Below are 22,247 nucleotides of genomic sequence, written 5' to 3' on the forward strand. Positions count from 1 at the left end.
AGCCCGCAGCGCATACGCGCTGCGGGCTTTTTCGTGGACTTTGCTGGGAATACCTTCGGGAGGCTTTCTTCGGCCCGTATCAGTGTTGCATCCAGTGCTGCCGGAGGCAGCATTCTACACCGCTGCCGGAGGCAGCATCGTGCTCCCGCCCCAATAGCTATCGGGGGAGGCCGCGTTTTACTTAGCGAGGCCGAGGTGCTTCACACTGAAAAAGAAGATCGCGCCATACCCCAGTGCCAGCAAGGCATGGAAGACCACAAACGTGGTATTCTGTAGGTAGAAGGCCCCCCAGACGGCAAAGAGGAAGTATACGCACAGCACCCCTTCACCCACCGTGATTAAGTTCAGCTTACCGGATAGGTACTTCTTCGACTTGAGCTTGTCGCGCACCGTACTGATGTTGAACTTGGGCGTGCGTACGAACGGGCTCTTCTTTCCCCGGTACCCCTGCAGCACCGCCACAGAATTGTGCAGCGACAGGCCCATGCTCAGGGCAAGAAAGAGGGGAAACAGGAAGACGAATTTGAATACCGACTTAGCAAAGTTCTTTTCTTTATTCGCCACGCTCTGCACGTTTGCTACGTAGTAGATACCGATCACGGACAGCAACCCGGCGAGAAAGAGGGCAAAGAAATTTTTGCTGAAGCCATACTGGGCCAGTTCGCTGAAGAGAAATAGCAGGGGCACGCTAAACACCCCACAGAGGAATACGAACAGAAAGATCGACGAAGCCAGCAGGTGAGCGGTCGCCTGCACCTTATGTCCTAGTGCCAGCTCGCTGTGCCATACGTCGGGCAGCATCTTGCGGGCCGTTTCCGCGCCCCCCTTCATCCAGCGGTGCTGCTGACTCTTGAAGCTGTTCATTTCCACCGGAAGTTCCGCCGGACTGCCCACCCGCTCCAGGTACCGAATCTTGTACCCCGCCAGTTGGCTACGGATGCTCAGGTCCAGGTCCTCCGTCAGCGTATCGGGTTGCCAACCGCCCCCGGCGTCGATGGCCGCCCGCCGCCAGACGCCCGCCGTTCCGTTGAATTGCAGCAGGTGTCCGCCGTTCATTCGACCGACCTGCTCAACCGTGAAGTGTACGTTCAGTTGGAGGGCCTGTAAACGGGTGATGAGGCTGTAGTCTTCGTTGAGGTGCTCCCAGCGGGTCTGTACGACGCCCACTGTAGGATCCGTGAAGTAGGGGATCGTTCGCCGCAGAAAACTGGGTTCGGGTACGAAGTCGGCATCGAAAATGGCAATGAACTCCCCCCCCGCGAGCTGGGTGCCGTCGCGCAGCGCACCGGCTTTGTACCCCTGTCGTTCGGCGCGGATGATCTGTTTGATCTGGTAGCCGCGGGCCCGGTAGTACTTGACTTTTTCCGCCACCAACGCCACGGTTTCGTCGGTACTGTCGTCGAGGATGTGAATCTCGTACCGATCGCGGGGATAGTCGAATGCCGCTACCGCATCGATCAACCGCCCGATCACGTACAGCTCGTTGTAGATCGGCAACTGTACCGTCACGAAGGGAAAGCGGGGCGGGGCCGCGGGTGCAAGGTCAATTCCGGAAATGCGCGGCTGTTTGGTGGTGTACGCGGTGAGCGTAGTAGCACCCGTACTCCTCTTAAGGGAGGTACCGGTTGCCGCGCCGGCCGGCAGGGCCGGGGGTTCCACGGTGGGTCCTTCCTGTTTGTAGTGGTACAGCAGATTGAACTGTAGCAGGCAGTAGACCGTGATGTACAGCAGGCTGAAGGTATAAATCGCCAGGACCACGAATGCCACTACGGTCATCGTCAAATCAGTTTAAAGATGGTCCACAAGATCTTGTGGCCGGCCAGTAGGGTACCCCGGACCGTTCCCGATATTTTAGACTTTCCGATGCGTTTGCGGTAACGTACGGGCACCTCCGTACACCGAAGACCGGCCCGGGCGGCACGCACCTGCATCTCCACCGTCCACCCGAAATCCGGGTCACGCATCCCCAGTTTTACCAGAGAATCATACCGGATGGCCCGAAAAGGCCCGAGATCGGTAAACTCGTAACCGTAAAATACCCGAATAAGATTTGTGGCCAGCCAGTTGCCGAACACCTGGGGCAGGGTCATACTACCAGCCTCCGTCTCGCCGAGGGCCCGGGAACCGATGACCAGATCGTACCCCCCGTTCAGGATCGGGGCCACCAACTCGGGCAACTGCTCGGGGTGATCGCTGTGGTCGCCGTCAATGAAAACTACGATATCGGGATGCTCATCGGCGGGTCGTTCGGCAATGTACCGTAACCCGCGCAGGCAGGCCGAACCATACCCCGCCCGCTTTTCGCTTACGATCACTGCACCCGCGTCCGCGCCCACCTGAGCCGTCCGGTCGCTGCTGTTGTTGTCGCAGACGATGACGTCGCGTAGCAGGTGGCGGGGCAATTCGGTAACGACCAATCCGATGCTCGCTTCCTCATTGTAGGCGGGAATAATCACATCGATCACGGGGGGCTGGGGAGACAAAGACCAAAGTTTGGGCAAAGATACACCGCCACCCCGGCCGCGAACGTCGGTTTACGACAGCCCGCCGTCGACGGAAAGCACCTGCCCGCTGACGTAGCTCCCCAGGTCGGAACCCAAAAAGATGCAGGCGTTGGCGATTTCTTCCGGCTTCCCGAAGCGTTTGAGGGGGATGTTGGCCAGGTAGCCCTCGCGGACCTTTTCCGGCAGCTCGTCGGTCATGTCGGTTTCGATGAAGCCGGGCGCGATGACGTTGCAGCGTACGTTGCGGCTGCCCATTTCCTTGGCGATCGACTTGCTGAAGCCGATGATGCCCGCCTTGCTGGCGGCATAGTTGGCCTGACCCACATTGCCCTGGATGCCGACGATGCTCGACATGTTGATGATGCTGCCGCCACCCCGCATCATGGTCCGCAGCGCGTGTTTGGTGAGATTAAAGACCGATTTCAGGTTGTTGTCCATTACCGTATCCCACTGCTCCTCATTCATGCGGAGCATGAGGGTATCGCGGGTGACGCCGGCGTTGTTGATGAGGATGTGCAGCCCGCCGAAGTCGGCTACGACGGTCTTGACGAGATGTTCGGCCTCGGCGTAGTCGGAGGCGTCGCTCTGGTAAGCCCGTACGTCGGAACCCAGTTCTTCCACGAGGGCATCGGCGGTAGCGGCCGAACTGCGGTAGGTGAAGGCGACTTTGGCGCCGGCCGCGGCGATGGAACGAACGAGTGCGGCCCCGATGCCTCGGGATCCGCCGGTGATGAGAGCGACTTTTCCGTCGAGTAGACCCATGGTATCAGCTTGCTTTGGTGATCGCCAAAGGTAGGACAAGCATAAAGAATAGCGGGCGGGGCAAACTAAACCGCCCACCCCCTCCTTCTATAGCTTCACCAAACGATGTAACCATGTTCGGAGATATGATGAAACAGATGGAGGAAATGCAGGCCAAAATGCAGGAGCAGCTGGCCCAACAGACCTTCGAGGCCGAGGCCGGCGGCGGTGCCGTGAAGGTTACCTGCGACGGTACCCGCACCATCCAAAACGTAAGCATCGACCCGGAGCAAGTAGACCCCACCGACCTGGAAGCCCTGGAGGACTTGGTCGTCGTGGCCACTAACCGGGCCCTGGAGCAGGCCGCAACCTACGAGGCACAGCAGGCTGGAGGCATGATGGACAACATGCTGCCCGGCGGCCTCGGCAGCATACTTGGCGGATAATCTTTATTTTCAGGCTTCCGGAAAGCCAGCCCAATTTGCATGGAAGAATTAGCGGGAATTATCATACTTGGAATTTTCGCCCAGTGGTTCGCCTGGCGCGTCAAGGTGCCCGCGATTCTGCCGCTCATTGTTATCGGACTACTGGTCGGACCCCTGTCGACCCTCCTGACCGCTGACGGCAGTAAGCTCATCAGTCCCATCTTCACGATGGTGGGCGATACGGACGAGGGGCGCGGACTCTTTCCCGGTGAATCGCTGTTCTATTTCGTTAGCCTGGCCATCGGCATCATCCTCTTCGAGGGGGGACTGACGCTGCAGTTTCGGGAAGTAAGGGAGACGCAGCGCAGCATCCTCCGCCTTATTTCCATTGGCAGCCTGGTTACCTTCATCGGGGCCGGATTGGCCGCCCAGTTCATCATGAACCTGGGGTGGAGCGTTAGTTTTCTGTTTGCCGCCCTGATTATCGTGACGGGGCCTACCGTGATCGCGCCCATTCTACAGAACATTCCCCTTAACCGCAACGTCAGTACGGTCCTGAAGTGGGAGGGCATCCTGATCGATCCGCTGGGGGCTTTAGTGGCGGTGCTGGTCTTCGAATTCATCAGTTCTACGGACCACGGGCTCGGGTTTACGGGGGAAGCCGTGCGCACCTTCGTACAGATCATCATTTACGGCGGTACGCTGGGCTTCTTGGCCGGGTATGCGCTGTTTCAGATCATCAAGCGGGAGATGGTGCCCCACTACCTGCTCAACGTATTTATCCTGGCCTACGTCCTGTTCATCTTCGTGGTGAGCGACCAGTTGGCCCACGAGTCGGGGCTGCTGGCGGTGGTGGTCATGGGGCTGGTGCTGGCCAATAAGGACGTGCCACGCATTAAGGAAATCCTGTCCTTCAAGGAATCGATCAGCGTACTACTGATCTCCATCCTATTTATCCTACTGGCTGCCAACATGAACATGTCGGAACTGCGGCTGCTCACGGAAGACTGGCGGCCTCTGGCACTTTTTGGGGTAGTTATCCTGGTGCTCCGTCCCCTGGCGGTATTTGCCAGTACGGCCCGGGGGAACCTGAGTTTTAACGAGAAATTATTCATCAGTTGGGTCGGGCCCCGCGGGATCGTCGCAGCCGGTATCGCCTCCCTGTTCGGTCTGAAGCTCGCGGCCGACGGCGTACCGGGGGCGGAGTACATTACCCCGCTGGTATTCATGATCGTACTGGGAACCGTACTGATCAACGCCACCACTGCCAGATTCGTAGCCCGCATGCTGAAGGTGATCCAGGATACGTCGAGCGGCGTGCTGATTCTGGGAGCGAACGACTTCGCCATCACCATCGCCGAGTACCTGAAGAGCGAGGGCCGGGAAGTATTCCTGGTCGACAGCAACTCCAGCAACATCAGGCGGGCCCAGGAAAAGGGGCTTCGCGCCATCGTCTCCAATATCTACAATTCCGACCTGAGCGACGAGTACGACCTGCTGGACGTGGGTTACATGCTTGCCCTGACCGGTAGCGATGACGTGAATGCCTATGCCATCAGCCGCTACGAAGACATCTTCGGGGAACGGGGAGCGTACCGCCTCATCACGGCGGAGGAAATGAAGGCTAAGGAAGCGCCGGAAGATGCGGAACACATTTTCAGTCGGACGGACGATTTCATCAACTTCAGCGAGGCCCACCGCGAGGCCGCCATGGTCCACGAACAGAAGCTCTTCGGGCAGCAACACTTTCTCGATCTGCTGCTCCGACTAGAGCGCGAGAACTACTCCGTGCCCCTGTTCGTTAAGGCACCCGACGGTACGCTTCAGGTCCTTTCCGCCCATCCGGAAGAAATCGATGTGTCGTCCGGAGAGTACTGCCTGGTCTACCTCGGGATCGAATTACCGGAAGCCGCCCGACCAAAGGAGCTTACCGAAGAGCGGGGAGAACTCTGATTTACCTACCTTCGGGTGCGTTTTATGTATTGAATTTTGAGTGGGCACAAGAAACCAACCTCGCGCCCCGTTCTCGCAATAACTGGAGTATACAAACTATGCGTTACCTCATAACCTTAGCCCTCCTGGGCTATACCATGGCATCCTTTGCACAGGATCCAGCGGACATTTTCCACCGGACGGTGGATATCGACCGGGTGAATAGCCTGTCCTTCGACGTATATCCGAAAGATCAGGTCGAGTACAAAACCTGGCCCGGCGACGACCTGCTCATCGAAACCAGCGTGCAGATCCAGAACGTCAAACAGGACATTCTCGACTTCTACATGCGGCAAAACCGCTACCTCCTCAAACCCCAGGTGCAGGGCGATCAGATGTCGCTCGTCAGTTTCGACAAGACCCGCCGCGCGGTCAAGGGCACCGAAGCAAATGCATACGAGAACGTCGTGATCGTTGTCTACGTCCCCGAAGACTTCACCCTGGCCGGTGAAGGACAGTACCGCCGCATCAGCAAGTGATCCGGCCCGGCGGGAGTGCGTAACTTTGCCCTCCATGCCGACCACCCTAGAAATAAAGCTTCCCCCCGCCGATCTTCACGATCCGGCTGCCTTGCGTCGTGCCGTGAGCCGACAGGGAGTGCCCGAAACCCAGATCGGTGAGGTCATCGTCAACCGCCGCAGCATCGATGCCCGGGGCGCGCGCCCCGTATTCCGGTTACGGGTAGAAGTAAGGAACGATGAGGAAGGCCCCGCTCCCGCGTCTCCGCCCGCCTTTACCTTACGCGATGTGGCCGATGCCCCCCCGGTCGTGATCGTGGGCTGCGGCCCGGCCGGTATGTTTGCTGCCCTGGAGCTCATCGAGCTCGGGCTGAAGCCCATCGTTTTGGAGCGGGGAAAGGACGTCCAGTCGCGCCGCCGGAGCCTGCGGGCGATTCAGCAGTTCGGCGAGGTGGATCCCGATTCCAATTACTGCTTCGGCGAGGGCGGTGCCGGTACCTACAGCGACGGCAAGCTCTACACCCGCAGCCTCAAACGCGGCAACTACCTCAAAGCCCTGCAGACGCTGGTCGACCACGGCGCCCAGTCCGACGTCCTGATTGACGCCCACCCCCACATCGGTTCCAACAAGCTGCCCGGCGTGGTGGCCAGTATGCGGGAGACCATTCTGGCCCACGGGGGGGAGATCCGCTTCGGTCACCGCCTGGTCGATCTCGAGCACGGGGAAGACTTGCGGGCACTCATCGTACAGGACGAAGCAGGCGGCACCTACCGCCTGTCGGCTGCCGCCTACATTATGGCCACCGGCCACTCAGCCCGGGATGTGTACCACCTGTTGCACCGCCACGGAATTCGACTGGAGGCCAAGCCCTTCGCCCTCGGCGTGCGCATCGAACACCCCCAGCCGCTGATCGACAAAATTCAGTACGGCCAGGCCGAGCGGGAGGAGAACCTGCCCGCCAGTAGCTATAAACTGGTCACCCAGGTGAAGGGGCGGGGCGTATTCAGTTTTTGCATGTGTCCGGGTGGGCTGGTCGTACCGGCCGCCACCGCCCCGGGTGAGATCGTCGTGAACGGCATGAGCCTGTCGCGGCGGGACAGCCCCTACGCCAATTCCGGTACCGTGGTTGCCGTGGAAGTGGAAGACCTGGCCCCCTTCGCCGATGCGGGCGTTTTTGCCGGGCTCGCCTTCCAGCAGGCCGTAGAGCAAGCTATGTTTGCCGGCGGCGACGGCAGCCAGCGGGCTCCGGCGCAGCGGCTCCCGGACTTCGTCAATAAGAAAATATCCTCCGATCTGCCGGAGACCAGTTACATCCCGGGGCTGCACTCCGCCGCCCTGCACGAGCTGCTGCCCGACGGCATTTACGACCGCCTCCGCGAGGGAGTAAGGGATTTCGGCCGTAAAATGAAGGGCTACTACACCGCCGAGGCCAACGTGATCGGGGTCGAGAGCCGAACTTCCTCCCCGGTGCGGATCCCGCGCGACCGCAAGGGGTACCAACATCCGGAGGTGCCGTCGCTGTATCCCTGCGGCGAGGGGGCGGGCTTTGCCGGTGGCATCCTCAGCGCGGCCATGGACGGGCAGAACGTGGCCCGCGCGGTTGCCGCAAAAGTGCTGGGTTAGTGCATGGGGCCGGCAGGGTAGTGGGCGGAGTCCTGCTTGCCGCCGGCGTGCTTTATCTGGGGTTTGGCGTCGACCGGACCGATTTCACCTCTCTTTTTCTGGCCTTTTCCGTCGCCTTTCTGGGCTATCTCATCGTGGTGGCGGCACGCGATGGCGGAGCTACCCTGCCGTACTGGATCGCCCTCGGTATCCTGCTGCGCCTGGCTCTGGTCTTCGCTTTCCCCCTGCTGAGCGATGATGTTTACCGCTTTATTTGGGACGGTCACCTGGTGGCCGGGGGGGAGAACCCGTTCGTTCACTTGCCCGCTTATTATTTGGAGACGGGCCACAGTGTGCCTGGCCTAAGCCGGGAGCTCTTCGATCGACTAAATTCTCAGGAGTATCATTCCATTTACCCACCGCTGGCGCAGGCCGTCTTCACGGTAGCCGCCTGGATCAGTCCGAACAGTTGGTACGGGGCGGCGGTGGTGATGAAGCTGTTCCTGTTTTTGGCTGAGCTCGGATCGCTGGTGTTGCTCGTGAAGCTACTGAGTGCCTTTGCCCTTCCCCGTATCCGCCTGCTCTACTACTGGCTCAATCCCCTCATTATCACCGAGATCGTAGGCAACATCCACTTTGAGGGGATGATGATCTGCTTTCTGCTGCTGTCCCTTTATTTGCTTACGCGCAGCAAGTATGGCGGGGCCGCGGGTGCAATGGCTTTATCAATAGCAAGCAAATTACTGCCCCTGATGCTGCTCCCCTTCCTGTTGCGCCGGCTCTGGAAGCGATCGTTCTGGGTATTCTTCGTGACGCTGGGCGTAGTGACCGGACTACTCTTCGCCCCCCTGCTGTTTGGAAGTGGGGACGTGATCGGTGGATTTGGGGGCAGCATCGACCTGTACTTCCGCAAATTTGAGTTCAACGCCAGCCTGTACTACCTGGCGCGGGCCTACGGCTACTACGAACTCGGATGGAATCAGATCGCGCGCTTCGGTCCCTTACTGGCCCGGCTTGCTGTGGGACTCATTCTGATCGTGGCCCTGGGCGACCGCACCACCGACTGGAAATCCTTGCCGGGACTCTGGCTTGCGGCATTCGTGCTATACCTTATCTGTGCGACCACCGTCCACCCCTGGTACCTGGCCGTGCCGATTGTGCTGACGTGCTTTACTCGGTGGCGCTTTCCGCTGGTGTGGTCGTACCTGATCATGTTGACCTATACCAGTTACGTCGATCTACCCTACCGGGAGAATCTCTGGTTGGTGGGCGTGGAATACACTACCGTCCTGCTTTTCTTCGTTGGGGAGAGGTGGTGGAAAAAATAAAGGCCCGTGCGAATTTCGCACGGACCTTAAATTGTAGCTTTCTAACTACCGAAATAACTGGAATTTAGTGCGCTTAAGCGCAGGGATTATAATACAAACCTTCAAAACCGGCGGAGGGAAAACCAACAATCCCGGCCGCCAAAATCAATGAACACGCTTTTTGGAAAAACTCGAGTGGAACGTTGCACCGTTCCCTTCGATAACTCAAAGATAGGGCGGGGGGTAGGGGGGGCACCACCCCACGACCGTGGGGTGTCGAAAGAAAAGCTTGTTAAATTTTCACTGAAGGACACAAATCCAGAAGAATATGGGGTTTCAGGCGGGGGTAGCGCCTAACTTTTCTGGGGCGAGAGGTCGAGATCGGCCGCAACCACCAACATTCTTTCGTAGGCCGCGCTGTACTCATTCGGAATTGCCCCGTCTAGGATTGCTTCCCGCACTCCATCCTTGATCAATCCGACCTCCCGACTCGGGGGGATACCGAATGTTTCCATGATCAGTTCGCCGGTGATGGGGGGTTGCCAGTTGCGCAGGTGGTCTTTTTCCTCGATCTCACTCATTCGTTGCCGTAGGCCCTCGTAATTTTCGAGGTAGCGCTTCACCTTGTGTGGATTCTTGCTGGTGATGTCGCTCTGGCAGAGGGTCATGAGGTCGTCGATGTCGTCGCCCGCATCAAAAAGAATGCGGCGTACGGCAGAGTCGCTGATTTCCTCCTGGGTTAGTGATATGGGGCGCTGGTGCAGGGCAACCAGTTTTTGCACGTACTTCAGCTTATCGTTGGGCAACCGCAGGCGGCGGAAGACCTTGGGGACCATCCGCTCGCCGACCGCGTCGTGGGCGTGAAAGGTCCAGCCCGCCTCCGCTTCCCAGCGCTTGGTTTTGGCCTTCCCAATGTCGTGGAGCAGGGCGGCCCACCGCAACCACAAATCGTCGCTGCGTTCGGCCAGATTATCCACCACCTTGGTCGTATGAATAAAATTATCCTTGTGCTTTCGACCGTTGCGGCTCTCCACGCCGCGTAGGGCGGCCAGTTCGGGGAGCACGTAATCCAGTAGCCCGGATTTATCGAGTAGGCGAAGGCCGATGCTCGGGCGGGAAGCCAGCATTATTTTGTTGAGTTCGGTGGCGATCCGTTCCCAGCTGATAATTTTAATGCGCTCCTTGTTTTCGCTGATGGAGCGGAAAGTAGCGGGATCGATCGTGAACCCCAGTTGGGTAGCGAACCGAATGGCCCGCATCATGCGCAACGGATCGTCGCTAAAGGTCTTTCCCGGCTCGAGGGGCGTAACGATGCGCTTGGCCTCCAGGTCTTCGAGTCCGTTGAAGGGATCGATGATGGTGCCGTAGTCGTGCTTGTTCAGGCTGATGGCCAGGGCGTTGATGGTAAAGTCGCGCCGGTTCTGGTCGTCGGCGAGGGTACCCGATTCCACGGTGGGCTTACGGCTATCGGAGCGGTACGATTCTTTGCGTGCCCCCACAAATTCAATCTCCAAGTCACGGTGTTTGAGGGCCGCCGTGCCGAACCGCTTATATACCGTCACCCGGCTGCGGGGGTGCAGGCAATCCCCCACCCGGCGGGCCAGGTCGATCCCACTCCCTACGCAAACAATGTCGAGATCCTTGCTGGGGCGGGCGAGCAGGCGGTCGCGCACGTATCCCCCCACCACATAAGTAGGAAAGTTCAGGTCTTCGGCGGCCCGACCGATGACTTCGAAAATTTTACGTTCGTCTTTCCTAATCTGAAATATCATACGGAGCGCGAAGATAAGAGGTAGTTTGAGTTTACACACGGTACCCCGGGATGGCCGATCTTTTGATCCAACGGCAGCCCTCCGCGGGGGAGTAGCGGTCAAATGTCGGGTGGACGACATTATTTGAATTCCACCGGGCTGTTCCAAATTTTAACACGATTCCACCCCCAGTAGAGTGGCGGAGCCTACCTATGCGCAAAAAAAGTTATGCGTCATTTATACCCGGGCCTACTTATACTGCTCTTTGCCTATTTACCCAGCACCCGCGCCCCCGCCCAGGAAACCATCTACTGGCAGAGTTTCGAGGCGGATGCGGAACAGAATTTGCCCTACAGCACGGACGTAATCCCTTACGGTGCGGGAAGCTTGCCGACCTGGAATACCGTGGAACAAATCAGGGGCATCGACGGACCCACCAACGGAAGCCTGTTCTGGGCGGCCCGGGATGTGGATAACCCGATCTCGGCGCGTGCGGTAAGCCGCCTGACCTTCGACGCCGGAGACATCTGCAACCTGACCCTGCCCCGCTTCGTCTTCGACTATAGTATAATAGGTTACGATGGCGGCGATGATTTTGGCTACGAACTCTACCTCGACGGCTTCCTGGAACGAACGGTGATCCTCGTTGATGGTCAGAACGGAGGCGGGGTTTCTACCCCCGGGTGGATCTCGGATACCGTATCCGTTCCCGGTACCGCCCAAACGGCGAAGTTGGTCCTCTTCTTCGACCAAAACGGGGACGACGTAGCCGGCATCGATAACGTGCGGGTGATCGCTACGGGCCGTTCCGGAAGGTGTACCCCCGTGTGTGGCCTGAAACTCGGGGAGCCGACGGTCAATTGCGTAGACTTTACGGACGGTCCGGATGGCCTACGCCTGAGCATCCCATATACCGGCGCGGAAACCGGAGTGGTCGCGCAACTGAGTGGAGGGGGAACCATCGCCGGCGACAATCCCGCCCACCATGCAGACGGGAAGCTCGAGCTGAGTGGACTCAGTGAGGGCGGTAGCTACCTGCTGGAAGTGACCGGCGGCGATTGCGACCTTCAGCTACCTCTGGAATTCACCACCGACCAGTGTGCCCCGAGCAGCCTGGTGATCAATGAAGTACTGGCCGCTCCCGCCGAGGATACCAACGGAGATGGAGCGGTCACCCCCGCCGACGAATTCGTAGAGGTGTACAACGCCGGCTCGGAAGCACATGCCCTCGACGGACATACCCTGCACGACGCCTCCAATTCCGGCCCCCGGTTCACCTTTGCGGAGGGCACCGTGCTGGCTCCGGGGGAGAGCTTCACGGTCTTTGCGGGGGCGGGGACCATCGGCGACGACTGCAACTATGGCATCGCCAACGGCTTTCTGGGCCTGAACGACGACAGTGCCGAATCCGTAACCCTCCGCGATGCCGCGGGACGCGTGGTGGCCCAGGTGAGCTTTGACGATGCCCCGGCCGGTGAATCACTCTCCCTCTTCCCCGACGGCAACCTCGCCGGTGGCTACCAACCCCATTCCGCCCGCCAGGCCGGGATCACCTCCTCGCCCTGTGTCCAGAGCGTAATGCCGGTCGGGCTGCGCTCCTTCACCGCTACATCGCTGCACAACGCGGTACGGCTCGACTGGGCCACCGACTGGGAATCGAACAACGCTCGCTTCGTCGTAGAGCGCAGCAAGGCCGGGCGGGTGTTCGAGCACATCGGTACCGTCACCGGGGGGACGAGCCCCTACGTACTGGTGGATCACCGGCCCTACCCCGGACAGAATATATATAGGTTGCGGCAGATCGATCTCGACGGCTCGGAGGAAATACACGGACCGGTCGCGGTACGGCTCGATAGTGGCGTACTGCGGCTATACCCGAATCCCACCACCGGTAGGATCTACCTGAGTGGTGAAGTGGGAGACGACGAGGCGGTGACCGTATACCGCAGTGATGGCGTAGCGGTGTACGAAGGCCATGGACCCAAACTGGAATTATCGTCGCTTCCGGCCGGCAGCTACTACTTGCGCTTGCGACGGGGGTCGGGCACCGAATCTTTACGGTTTATAAAGGAATAGATCATTTCGTGGATGCGGGGCCGGATGTTGAGCTCATAGATGGCGCGGCGTTCCCGACTTGGGTGAACGCGGTTGCTCATGAATACGTACAGCAACTCGGCTTCCGGATCGGCCCACACGAAGGTGCCGGTATATCCGCTGTGTCCGAAGCTGGAGGGGGAAGCCGCCTCAGCCACCGAACTCAGTTTGGGGTCGTACTGCAGTAGGGGCTTGTCGAAGCCGAGTCCCCGGCGATTCCCTTCGTCGGGATACTGGTAACGGGTGAACTCCTTCACTGCCTCCTCGGTGAGGTAGCGCCGGCCCTGGTACTCTCCGCCGTTCATCAGCATCTGGTACAGTTTGGCCAGGTCCTCCGCGGTGGAGAAGAGCCCGGCGTTGCCGCTTACCCCGTCCATCATGGCCGCGCCCTCGTCGTGTACCACTCCGTGCAGGGTGTCCATCCGGAAAAAAGTGTCTACTTCGGTAGGCACGATGCGGTCGAGGGGGATGCCCCGGTCGAGCGGACGGTAACCCAGGGTGGTAGCACCCAGCGGATCGTAGAAATTTTCGCGTAGGTAGCGCTGGTAATCCGTACCGGTGGTACGTTCGACGTATTCGGGGAGCAGGTAGAACAGGAGGCCGGAGTAGACGTAATCTCCCGGCGGCTTGAGGGGTGATTTTTCGATCGCCCGGTAGATGCGGCGCTCGCGGTATTTGCGGTGCAGCCAGAGGTCGTCCGTAAGCCGGATGGGAAACCGGCGGGAGCTGTCGCGCTTGATTGTGCGGTTGCGGAAGCGATAATCGTTCGTGCGGGTGGGGTCCCACTTTTTCTTCCAGGGGTAGCGCGCTTCCCCGCGCAGGGTTGTTTGCCAGTAGGGCACCCAGGGGAGGAGTCCGGCCCGGTGGGCGAGGGCGGACCGCAGGGGAATATCCGTCTTATCGGTACGGTAGAGCTCGGGAAAAAGGGCACCGATGGGGGTGTCCAGATTCAGTCTTCCCTCACCGTACTGCTGCATCATGACCAGTAGTCCGGAACTGGTCTTGGTAACGGAGGCCAGATCGTACACGTCATCGGGTCGGGTAGGACGTATTCGGTCGTACGTATGGTAGCCCGCCGTTACGTGTACCAGCGGCTCACCCCGGTGCCAGACGAGCACCTGGCCGCCGGGGAAGGCACCGGCCTCGACGCCCGCTTCGAGTACCGAGCGGATGGAATCCTCCAGGACACTCTGGGCACTCAGTCCGGTGGTAAGGAAGACCAAGAAAGTAAGCAGGCGCATAGGAACGTTTTGGCGGGCACGCGGGTGCAAGGTCGATGTGGTAAAAGCAATGACTAAGGTACGATAACGCCTATTCTACAGGTCCGCCCATTCGGTGCGCATGACGGAAAGCACCTCGCTCTCCCGTCGCAGCGTGTGGGTGAAGGCAGTCGCCCGACCGGCCTCGGTACTCGAAGTAGCCGTGAGCAAATCACCGTAGCGGGCTTCGTGGCGGTACACGATGTCGGCCAGCGTCGGGAGGTGGTGGCGGAGAAAATTGATGTCCAGCGGTTCGAGCATCAGTTCGGCGAAGGCGGGGTTGGTCAGGTGATCGTTGAAATCGAGGTGGGAAAACCCTACCCGGTAACTGCGTTCGGCATCGGTACGGGCGGGTAGGGCAAGCTTGTCTCCGGGGACCGGCAGGCGCGATCCGGGATGTGGCATTTGATCCAGCAGGGCGGTTACCGCCGGAGGGATGTGCTTGATGCGGCGCGAACTGTAATCCATGACCGACCAGACGGAAGTGGAAGAGACCAGCGGTTGGCCCTTCGCGTCGATGAGGTAGAAGTCGCGGTAGGTCATCAGTCCCCGTTCGATGTGCGTGGGGGCGGTCACTACCGTCACTTCATCTCCGATCACCGGCCAGGCGGTAGCGGTCACGACCTGCCGGTGCAGCACCCAGGTAAGACCGTAGGCGTGCATGAGGTCGCCGCTCGAAATCTGGAGGCGGTCGGTGTTGCGCATGGCCGCTTCCTGGAAGAGGCGGATCAGGTGGGGAAGCGTAAGTCGGCGGTGGGGCCCTACCGCCGAAGCCAGTATTCGCGAGTCCACGTACTCGGTGAGCGGGGAGTGAGCGAGGGGGGAAGGGGAATTTATCGGCACAAAATAAACTTTTTGTTTAGTTTTGAGCAACTCAAAACATAAAGTATGGGAGCTAATGCTACCGCACGGCCACTACGGAGACCGGTGTACATCGCCTCTTTCGGTAAGGCGATCCACTCAACTGATGCTACCCCGCAGGAGGAGCCGGAGGTCGTGGTGGATAGTGAACCACAATTACGTCATGATTTTCCACATGCGGGGGATTGCCGACAGGGGGGAATTTCGGACGGCTACCGTTTCGTCATCACCTTTGCGGCCGGCCGAACGGAGCAGACGTACGGCATGATTCGGGAGTTTCTGCGGGAGCAGGGTTACGGCGACGTACCCATACCGGCCGACTTGACGGAATTGCGGGCATTTCGCCTGCCTCCGAAGCTCCGTCACCAGTTATCGCTCTTCGGGGAAGACGGTTACGTCCATAATCCGTTGAAAATCCTTTTCCCCCCGGTTGGGAGCAAGCGGGGTTCACTGGTGTTGGAACTGTACAACGAAGCGGCCGCGGGGCACTTATTGCGCTTCCACCGTCGGGGGAAGTGTAGCTAGCGGAGCACTAAAAAGGCCGTTTTAGGGAGGCTTTGACATAAATACTATCTCCGTAACGGTATAAAGTCCTAAAATTGCACCTTGAAACTTAACGCCCTGAACAAAAATGGTGCGTAAGCGATAGATCGGTAGATGGTCCGATCTCACCCCGGACAGCTCCAACTTTGAAAACAACCATACGTCAAACCCGCAAATATGCTTAAGCCACTACTATTAGTCCTAGCAGTGCTCACTGGCCTCAATGTCTACAGCCAGGGAGTCACTACAGGCTCCGTAAGTACGGAATCACCCGAAAGCCCCTATCCCTGGGAGTTCGGTCTGCAACTCGGAACTTCCGCACTCGGCGGTGATCTCGTCGATAACGATGTTGTTGTTTTCAACAATGCACAACCCGCTGGAGGCATTTTCCTCCGCCGCCGCCTCGGTAACGCCCTGGCTCTGCGCTTCGCCGTTATGTACGGTCAGCTGGTCGGAGACGACACCGAGAGCGATGATGCCAACCGGGTAACTCGAGGATTCACCTCCGAAACCAACATCTTCGAACCGAGCCTCTCCTTTGAGCTTACCCCCTTCTACGGCAGTCGCTTCAATGACGACTATACCTTCAACCCCGGCCTGTCTCCCTACATTTCCGCTGGTATCGGTTACGGTATCTGGGGTGACGTCATGACCGACTACAACACCAGTGAGCCCACTAATGCAGGCCGTGCTGCTGCTATCCAGCAGGACATCTCCGACCAGCTCGACGACAGCGGTGGAGTAGTATTCCCCATCGGCGTAGGTCTTCGCTACCACTTCTCGCCCAAGTCTGCCCTCGGCCTCGACTACAGCTTCCGCATTACCGGAGCCGACCTCATTGACGGCGTTTCGCAGTCCGGTGATCCTACCGACGACGACGCCTACGCTTTCTTCGGCCTGACCTACTCCGTAGGATTCGGTGCCCGCGACGCGGATAAGGACGGCGTGAACGACAACGACGATGAGTGTCCCACTCAGCCCGGTCCCGCTAACACCAACGGTTGTCCCGATGCGGACGGCGACGGTGTTGCCGACAAAGACGACGACTGCCCCAACGAGGCCGGTCTGGCTAACCTGAACGGCTGCCCCGATGGCGACGGTGACGGTGTTGCCGACAAAGACGACGACTGCCCCACCGAGGCCGGTCCCGCTAACACCAATGGTTGCCCCGACCGCGACGGCGACGTAGTAGCCGATAAGGACGATGAGTGCCCCGATGAGGCCGGTCTGGCGAGCCTGAACGGCTGCCCCGATGGCGACGGTGACGGAATTGCCGACAAAGACGACGACTGCCCCGCCGAAGCCGGCCCCGCCAGCACGAACGGCTGCCCCGACCGCGACGGTGACGGAATTGCCGACAAAGACGACGAGTGCCCCGATGAGGCCGGTGTTGCCGAGCGCAACGGTTGCCCGCTGCCCACCAACCGCCCCGAGAACCTGCAGGAGCGCATCGAGCGCTACGGTAAGCTCCTCGAAGGCCAGGACTTCAAGCACATCCGCATCGACTCGATCAACGGTACGATCATGATCGACCGCATCTACTTCCCCACCGATGTGGCTAGCCTGAACCGTCCTGATCGCATGATCATCGAGGAGATCGACCGCTTCCTTTCTCTGGAAGGTGCCAACGAGTTCTCGATCCGCTACGAAGGTCACGCCGACCGTCGCGCTTCGGATGAGTACAACCAGCGCCTCTCCGAGCGTCGTGCCACTTCGGCCAGCGACTACTCCGAGCGCCAGGGTGCCAACCCCGCCAACCTGTCTACGATTGGCTTCGGCGAGAAGCAACCGGTAGGAGCTACCCTGCGTGAAAACCGCGTGGTAATTCCGGTAGCTACCGAGCCAACCCGGATGATCGACCTGAACAACTGATCCCACTAGTTCAGTTAATCTGTACAAAGAGGGTGCTTCCCAGCCGGAAGCACCCTCTTTTATTTAGAAAAGCCGCACCTTTGTCACTACCGTCCGTTGTAGGGGGCCATCCAGATTGTAGCGGGTTTTGATTTATGAATAGGCTTAACGGTTTGGGTAAGCCCGCCGAAGGGTACGCGTCTAAAGTTTCAGGGAAATGTCTGAGTATAAGGTCATTATTGCGGGGCAGCTCGAATTCGGGTCACGCCGGGCGTTCAGCCAAGTGATGGAGCAGTATGCCCACCGCATGGAGAACTACTATAAAAATGACATTCTCCTCAAGCCAGAGGCCATCTTCAAGGAGGAGGAACTCACGCTGGATGTACCCCGTACGGTGATGCCCAGTACCGAACGGCTCTGGCTCAATACCCTCAACTTGCTCGAACGAGTCGTTACGTTCAGCATTGCCGGAAGCCTGAACCTGTGGCGACTGGACGCCGGAGTGATGGTCGATCACCACCAACTCGAACCCAAAAGCGACCGCACCACCGTGCAGTTGTTCAACCGTGGCCGGGAACTGGTAGATCAGCACGACAACGAACAGGAAGCACTGAAGATGATGACCAAGGTCGTCTCCCGCTTCGAACGCCACGCCCAGGCCTACGAACGTCGCGGATTCATCAACTACCGCCTGGGCAACGACAAGGACGCCCACTACGACTACACCAAGAGCATCGGCATCAATCCCCTGATGCCCGAAAGCTACTACGGCCGTGGCCTGGTGAATATGCGCAAGGGGGATACCGAAGCCGCCGCCGCCGACTTTGAGGCCGTTACCAAAAACAGTATTCCCCACCAGTCGATCTACTGGATGGCGCAGGTGGCACTGGGTGATGCCTACCTCGAACTCGGCCGCCCCGCCGACGCCATGCGCATCTTCGGCATGTTCACCAAGCGCAAGCAGCGCATCGCAAGCCTGGATCGCTACGACCGCAGGGTGGCCTACCAACTCGGTGAACTGTACCTAAAGGCCGGTCGACCGACGGATGCCATCACCGCTTTGGAACGCGCACTCGCCGCTTCGGAAGACCATAAGGCTCCTTCGGAAAGCGCCGTTCGGGCCCTGCTGGATAAAGCAATGGCGAGCAAGGCATAGCGCGTAAAGCGTACTTTTTTACCGTTTCGGGCGTTGAATTCACGTTACGTGAAGTTCTTGGTTAATGCGCGCCTCTATCTTATATGGGTTGATCTTGTACCTGCTGTTGGTCTCCCCAACGGGAGCTGCTTACGGCCAGTCGGGGCACCGGGAGATGAAAGCCCGGGACTTAAAGGAGCTCGCCGCCGTTCAGTCACTCATGACCCTACAGAAGTTTGACGAAGCGAACCAGCAACTGACGCGGTTGCTGCGAAAGTACCCTTCGGTTGCGGAACTGCATTACCTCAGCGGCGAAATCAACCGTTACCAGGGCAATTACGATAGCGCCGTCGCCTCGATCAACCGGGGGCTGTCCTTCGAAGGGGGTAAATCTCCCATGGCGTACCGCATGTTAGGGGACATTCATACGCTGGCTGGCGCCTACGACCAAGCACTGCAGAGTTACGAGAGCTACTATGAACTGGTGAGCGGAGGCGGCAACGGAGCCGCGATCGTGAAAGCGGAACGCCTGGTCGCTAAGGCACGTACGGTAGCCGATCTTGCCTCCGAACCACACCGCATTGCCCCCACGCCGCTCGGCCCGGGGATCAACACCTCCCATAGCCTGGAGTATTTCCCCAGTCTCAGCGTCGACGGAAAGCGCATGATCTTTACCCGCCGGGTCAACCGCCGGCAGGAAGATTTTTACCAGAGTGAGCTACGGGAAGACAGCACCTGGAGCGAAGCCGTTCCCCTCGGCGGAATAAATACGCCAATGAACGAGGGAGCACAGACCATCACCGCCGATGGCGCCTACCTCGTCTTTACCGGTTGCGGACGGCCGGATGGCATCGGCTCCTGCGATCTGTACTTCAGCGAACGTACCGGAAGCGAGTGGTCCAATGCACAGAATCTGGGTCCCGCGATCAACTCACTCTCCTCCGAGAGTCAGCCGAGCCTTTCACGGGACGGACGACTTCTCTTTTTCGCCAGTAATCGATCGGGAGGATCGGGAAACGACGACATCTACGTCGCCGGTCGAACTCCCGACGGCGGCTGGAGCCGACCGGTCAACCTCGGGCCTTCGGTCAACACCGCGGGCAACGACCGCTACCCCTACTGGGCCGCCGACAATAAAACCCTGTACTTCACCTCCACGGGCCGGGCCGGTATGGGAGGGGCCGATCTCTTCATGACTTCGGTAGACGAAAACAACAAGTGGCGGGAGCCCGTCAACCTCGGCTACCCGATCAATACGCCAGGAGAGGAAACCAATATTTTCATCGGCCTGGACGGTAAAACCGCCTACTTCAGCAAGGGGGTTGGCGACGACATCGACATCTATTCCTTCGTGCTACCCGAAAAGTTCCGCCCTGCTCCCGCGACCTACGTTTCGGTGAGGGTTATTGACGATAAAACCGGCCGACCGCTGCAGGCGGAAGTCCGCCTCAACCCGCTCACCAAGGGAAGTATGGTATCCACCAACCGAACCGACCACCGCGGTCGCTACCTGACCGTACTGCCGATCGGTGTCGACTACGGCTTTACGGTTGAGAAATCCGGCTACCTTTTTTACTCGAACCGCTTCGTACTCACCGGGCCGTACTCCGCAAGCGAACCCTACGAACTTACGATCCGCCTTAAACCGGTGGAAAAAGCGACCGTAGTAGAGGAAGCTGAATCGGACGGGGCTATTGTCCTGCGCAACGTATTCTTCGCTACCGCAAGCGACGCCCTGCTCGACATATCTACTGAGGAACTAGACCGACTGGTGGCGCTCCTACGCGAGCAACCCGACATCCGCGTCGAGATAGCCGGCCATACCGACGACGTAGGGTCGGAGGACGACAACCAGAAGCTTAGCGAACGTCGTGCCGCTTCCGTTAAGCGGTATCTGGTTAGCCAGGGAATAGCCACTGATCGCATTGCCGCCGTGGGGTACGGAGAAAGCCGGCCAGTGGAATCCAACGACACGGAGGAAGGGCGGGCGAGCAATCGTCGTACGACATTCCGGTTGCTGTTTTAGCCCTACTTTTGCGACAATGCCCGAAGAAGCGCAACTTGTGGCTACCCCCGCCCGAAACATTCCGGCCCTGCTCGTCAGCGTGGTATTTCACCCGTTACTGGTGCCGACGTACATCTTTCTGATTCTCATCGGGGTCAACCCCTACCTCTTCGGGACCTCCGATCTGGGCGAGCCCCGGGCGATGAGCAACCTGATCCTGATCTTCCTCGACACCTTCGTCATTCCGATGGTGGCCGTGGTCATCATGGCTAAGCTCAAGATGATCGACAGCATCATGATGCACGATAAATCGGAACGCATCGGACCCCTACTGTTGGTAATGGTACTTTACTTTTGGATCTTCTGGAACTTCAGCAAGAGCAACCAAACCCCCACCATCTTCACTTCCTTCCTGCTCGGGGTAGTCATTGCCCTGGTAGCGTCGTTCGTTATCAACTTGCTGGAGAAAATAAGCCTCCACGCTACGGGCATGGGGGGGCTGGTGGCCGTTGCGATGATCACGCTCGGATTTTTCGGCTCCAACGGCATCAGCATCGGAAACTGGAACATCGGCTTGCCCGTACTGCTTATTTTTACCGTGTTGGTGGCAGGTCTCGTTGGCTCGGCCCGGCTCGCGCTCGGCTCCCACGACCGGTTGCAGCTGTATGCCGGCTATACGCTGGGCTTTGTCTCACAGTTCATCGCTCTGAAATTCTATTTCTGATGTTCGGCACTTCCGACCAGCACACCCCCGATGTTCTCGGCGAATCACCCCGCGTGATTGGGCACTACGTAGGGGAAGAAAGCGGCCCCCTGGTCGTTGTCATCGGAGGCATTCACGGCAACGAACCGGCCGGTGTACTCGCCCTCGAGCAGCTGTTCGACCTGCTTAAAGAAGAGCCCCTCGTCAATCCCGGTTTCACCTTCCGGGGTGAGCTACTGGCGCTACGGGGCAACCTGGAAGCCCTCAAAGCCGGGCGACGTTACATCGATACCGATCTCAATCGCATCTGGAAGACTCCCGTTCGCCCGCCGGAAGATCCCTACCCCTCCACCGAAGCCCGTGAACTCGACGGACTACTCGCGGCCATCGAGAACGCCCTCCGGGAGACGCCCGCCAGCGAGCTCATCATGCTGGACCTGCACACCACCACTGCCGACGGGGGAGTATTCGCCATCACCAGCGACGATAATCCGAGCCTCATGCTCGCCGCCGAACTCGGCGTACCCGTGATCAAAGGAATGCTCAGTAACCTGCAGGGAACCACCCTGAGCTATTTCCGCCAGCCGCAGTTCGACTTCGATCAGCCCAGCCGTGCCATCACCTTCGAAGCCGGCGCCCACAACGATCCCGAATCCGTAGACCGGGCCCTGGCCGCAACCGTGAACCTGCTCCGCTCCGTCAACTGCGTCAGCAAGGAAGACGTGAGCACCCACCACGACGACGTGCTGCGCCGGGCCAAAGCCGGTGCCCCGTCCCTGCTGGAATTGATCTACGTGCACCGTCTGGAAAAATCAAACCGGCGGAACTTTCGTATGCGTCCCGGTTTTCGCAACTTTCAGCCCGTACAGCAGGGTACCCTGGTTGCCGATGACGACAACGGGCCCATTGCCGCACCCTGTAGCGGCTACATGTTGATGCCGCTATATCAGGAACAGGGAGAGGAGGGCTTCTTCATCGTCGAGGCATACGATCCTTACCTCGCGTACTAAGCAAT

General features: G+C 59.2%; 18 protein-coding genes. 12 read left to right on the forward strand and 6 right to left on the reverse strand.

Translation table 11 applies throughout. The features are described 5' to 3' along the window. Positions 1–177: 177 nt before the first annotated feature. The 3 genes from GGR28_RS07380 to fabG are packed head-to-tail and all read right to left on the reverse strand — an operon-like array spanning position 178 to position 3,266. A complete protein-coding gene (locus tag GGR28_RS07380) occupies positions 178–1,776 on the reverse strand; it encodes a cellulose synthase family protein (RefSeq protein ID WP_183495130.1) in 1,599 nt (532 codons plus the stop codon). Between the two features lie 2 nt (positions 1,777–1,778). Further along, positions 1,779–2,483 (reverse strand): glycosyltransferase family 2 protein, encoded by a 705-nt coding sequence (locus GGR28_RS07385; protein ID WP_183495131.1) that lies wholly within the window; start codon positions 2,481–2,483, stop codon positions 1,779–1,781. A gap of 51 nt (positions 2,484–2,534) precedes the next feature. Then, positions 2,535–3,266 (reverse strand): 3-oxoacyl-[acyl-carrier-protein] reductase, encoded by a 732-nt coding sequence (gene fabG / locus GGR28_RS07390; RefSeq protein ID WP_183495132.1) that lies wholly within the window; start codon positions 3,264–3,266, stop codon positions 2,535–2,537. A 125-nt stretch (positions 3,267–3,391) separates the two neighbouring features. On the opposite strand from fabG, the gene GGR28_RS07395 reads away from it, so the two are divergent. The 5 genes from GGR28_RS07395 (at position 3,392) to GGR28_RS07415 (ending at position 9,051) form a co-directional block, all read left to right on the forward strand. Continuing rightward, on the forward strand, positions 3,392–3,691 hold the full coding sequence (locus GGR28_RS07395) for a YbaB/EbfC family nucleoid-associated protein (protein ID WP_246416479.1): 300 nt from the start codon (positions 3,392–3,394) through the stop codon (positions 3,689–3,691). A 39-nt stretch (positions 3,692–3,730) separates the two neighbouring features. Then, positions 3,731–5,623, forward strand: coding sequence for a cation:proton antiporter (locus GGR28_RS07400; RefSeq protein WP_183495134.1), 1,893 nt, complete (start codon positions 3,731–3,733; stop codon positions 5,621–5,623). 98 nt (positions 5,624–5,721) lie between these two features. Continuing rightward, positions 5,722–6,141, forward strand: a complete 420-nt coding sequence (locus tag GGR28_RS07405; protein WP_183495135.1) for a hypothetical protein — start codon at positions 5,722–5,724, stop codon at positions 6,139–6,141. A gap of 34 nt (positions 6,142–6,175) precedes the next feature. Next, a complete protein-coding gene (locus tag GGR28_RS07410) occupies positions 6,176–7,744 on the forward strand; it encodes an NAD(P)/FAD-dependent oxidoreductase (RefSeq protein ID WP_183495136.1) in 1,569 nt (522 codons plus the stop codon). Then, on the forward strand, positions 7,744–9,051 hold the full coding sequence (locus GGR28_RS07415) for a glycosyltransferase 87 family protein (protein ID WP_183495137.1): 1,308 nt from the start codon (positions 7,744–7,746) through the stop codon (positions 9,049–9,051). The genes GGR28_RS07410 and GGR28_RS07415 overlap by 1 nt, the downstream gene beginning before the upstream one ends. 332 nt (positions 9,052–9,383) lie before the next feature. Here the strand turns inward: GGR28_RS07415 and GGR28_RS07420 are convergent, their stop codons facing one another. Continuing rightward, entirely contained in the window at positions 9,384–10,802 is a 1,419-nt protein-coding gene (locus GGR28_RS07420) for a CCA tRNA nucleotidyltransferase (RefSeq protein ID WP_183495138.1), read from the reverse strand. Between the two features lie 207 nt (positions 10,803–11,009). Between GGR28_RS07420 and GGR28_RS07425 the strand changes: the two genes are divergently transcribed. Further along, the gene (locus GGR28_RS07425) at positions 11,010–12,857 is read left to right on the forward strand and encodes a lamin tail domain-containing protein (RefSeq protein WP_183495139.1); all 1,848 of its coding nucleotides are present in this window, start codon (positions 11,010–11,012) and stop codon (positions 12,855–12,857) included. On the opposite strand, the gene GGR28_RS07430 is transcribed toward GGR28_RS07425, so the two are convergent. Together GGR28_RS07430 and GGR28_RS07435 are read right to left on the reverse strand one after the other, a co-directional pair. Next, the gene (locus GGR28_RS07430) at positions 12,800–14,116 is read right to left on the reverse strand and encodes a serine hydrolase domain-containing protein (protein ID WP_183495140.1); all 1,317 of its coding nucleotides are present in this window, start codon (positions 14,114–14,116) and stop codon (positions 12,800–12,802) included. The genes GGR28_RS07425 and GGR28_RS07430 overlap by 58 nt on opposite strands. A gap of 75 nt (positions 14,117–14,191) precedes the next feature. Next, a complete protein-coding gene (locus tag GGR28_RS07435) occupies positions 14,192–14,977 on the reverse strand; it encodes an acyl-[acyl-carrier-protein] thioesterase (protein WP_183495141.1) in 786 nt (261 codons plus the stop codon). 45 nt (positions 14,978–15,022) lie between these two features. On the opposite strand from GGR28_RS07435, the gene GGR28_RS07440 reads away from it, so the two are divergent. The 6 genes from GGR28_RS07440 to GGR28_RS07465 all read left to right on the forward strand — a co-directional run bounded on the left by GGR28_RS07440 (position 15,023) and on the right by GGR28_RS07465 (position 22,242). Beyond that, complete coding sequence (locus GGR28_RS07440) at positions 15,023–15,520, forward strand: hypothetical protein (RefSeq protein ID WP_221233833.1); 498 nt, start codon at positions 15,023–15,025, stop codon at positions 15,518–15,520. Between the two features lie 195 nt (positions 15,521–15,715). After that, on the forward strand, positions 15,716–17,410 hold the full coding sequence (locus tag GGR28_RS07445; protein ID WP_183495142.1) for a DUF6089 family protein: 1,695 nt from the start codon (positions 15,716–15,718) through the stop codon (positions 17,408–17,410). Positions 17,411–17,606: 196 nt separating this feature from the next. Beyond that, on the forward strand, positions 17,607–18,545 hold the full coding sequence (locus tag GGR28_RS07450; RefSeq protein WP_183495143.1) for a tetratricopeptide repeat protein: 939 nt from the start codon (positions 17,607–17,609) through the stop codon (positions 18,543–18,545). Positions 18,546–18,633: 88 nt separating this feature from the next. Further along, positions 18,634–20,550, forward strand: coding sequence for an OmpA family protein (locus GGR28_RS19315; protein WP_183495144.1), 1,917 nt, complete (start codon positions 18,634–18,636; stop codon positions 20,548–20,550). Between the two features lie 16 nt (positions 20,551–20,566). Next, positions 20,567–21,253: a hypothetical protein gene (locus GGR28_RS07460; RefSeq protein ID WP_183495145.1), complete on the forward strand. Its 687-nt coding sequence runs from the start codon at positions 20,567–20,569 to the stop codon at positions 21,251–21,253. Then, a complete protein-coding gene (locus GGR28_RS07465; RefSeq protein WP_183495146.1) occupies positions 21,253–22,242 on the forward strand; it encodes a succinylglutamate desuccinylase/aspartoacylase family protein in 990 nt (329 codons plus the stop codon). The genes GGR28_RS07460 and GGR28_RS07465 overlap by 1 nt, the downstream gene beginning before the upstream one ends. Positions 22,243–22,247 lie beyond the last annotated feature (5 nt).

The organism is Neolewinella aquimaris, from assembly GCF_014197245.1.
GTDB classification, from domain to species: Bacteria; Bacteroidota; Bacteroidia; order Chitinophagales; family Saprospiraceae; genus Neolewinella; species Neolewinella aquimaris.

Bases quoted from the DNA above. Each gene is read 5' to 3' on its own strand.
- GGR28_RS07445 (WP_183495142.1), top strand. From the start codon at position 15,716: ATGCTTAAGCCACTACTATTAGTCCTAGCAGTGCTCACTGGCCTCAAT.
- GGR28_RS07450 (WP_183495143.1), top strand. From the start codon at position 17,607: ATGTCTGAGTATAAGGTCATTATTGCGGGGCAGCTCGAATTCGGGTCA.
- GGR28_RS07395 (WP_246416479.1), top strand. From the start codon at position 3,392: ATGATGAAACAGATGGAGGAAATGCAGGCCAAAATGCAGGAGCAGCTG.
- GGR28_RS07420 (WP_183495138.1), bottom strand. From the start codon at position 10,802: ATGATATTTCAGATTAGGAAAGACGAACGTAAAATTTTCGAAGTCATC.
- GGR28_RS07425 (WP_183495139.1), top strand. From the start codon at position 11,010: ATGCGTCATTTATACCCGGGCCTACTTATACTGCTCTTTGCCTATTTA.
- fabG (WP_183495132.1), bottom strand. From the start codon at position 3,266: ATGGGTCTACTCGACGGAAAAGTCGCTCTCATCACCGGCGGATCCCGA.
- GGR28_RS07400 (WP_183495134.1), top strand. From the start codon at position 3,731: ATGGAAGAATTAGCGGGAATTATCATACTTGGAATTTTCGCCCAGTGG.
- GGR28_RS07460 (WP_183495145.1), top strand. From the start codon at position 20,567: ATGCCCGAAGAAGCGCAACTTGTGGCTACCCCCGCCCGAAACATTCCG.
- GGR28_RS07410 (WP_183495136.1), top strand. From the start codon at position 6,176: ATGCCGACCACCCTAGAAATAAAGCTTCCCCCCGCCGATCTTCACGAT.
- GGR28_RS07440 (WP_221233833.1), top strand. From the start codon at position 15,023: ATGGGAGCTAATGCTACCGCACGGCCACTACGGAGACCGGTGTACATC.
- GGR28_RS07380 (WP_183495130.1), bottom strand. From the start codon at position 1,776: ATGACCGTAGTGGCATTCGTGGTCCTGGCGATTTATACCTTCAGCCTG.
- GGR28_RS07465 (WP_183495146.1), top strand. From the start codon at position 21,253: ATGTTCGGCACTTCCGACCAGCACACCCCCGATGTTCTCGGCGAATCA.
- GGR28_RS07430 (WP_183495140.1), bottom strand. From the start codon at position 14,116: ATGCGCCTGCTTACTTTCTTGGTCTTCCTTACCACCGGACTGAGTGCC.
- GGR28_RS07405 (WP_183495135.1), top strand. From the start codon at position 5,722: ATGCGTTACCTCATAACCTTAGCCCTCCTGGGCTATACCATGGCATCC.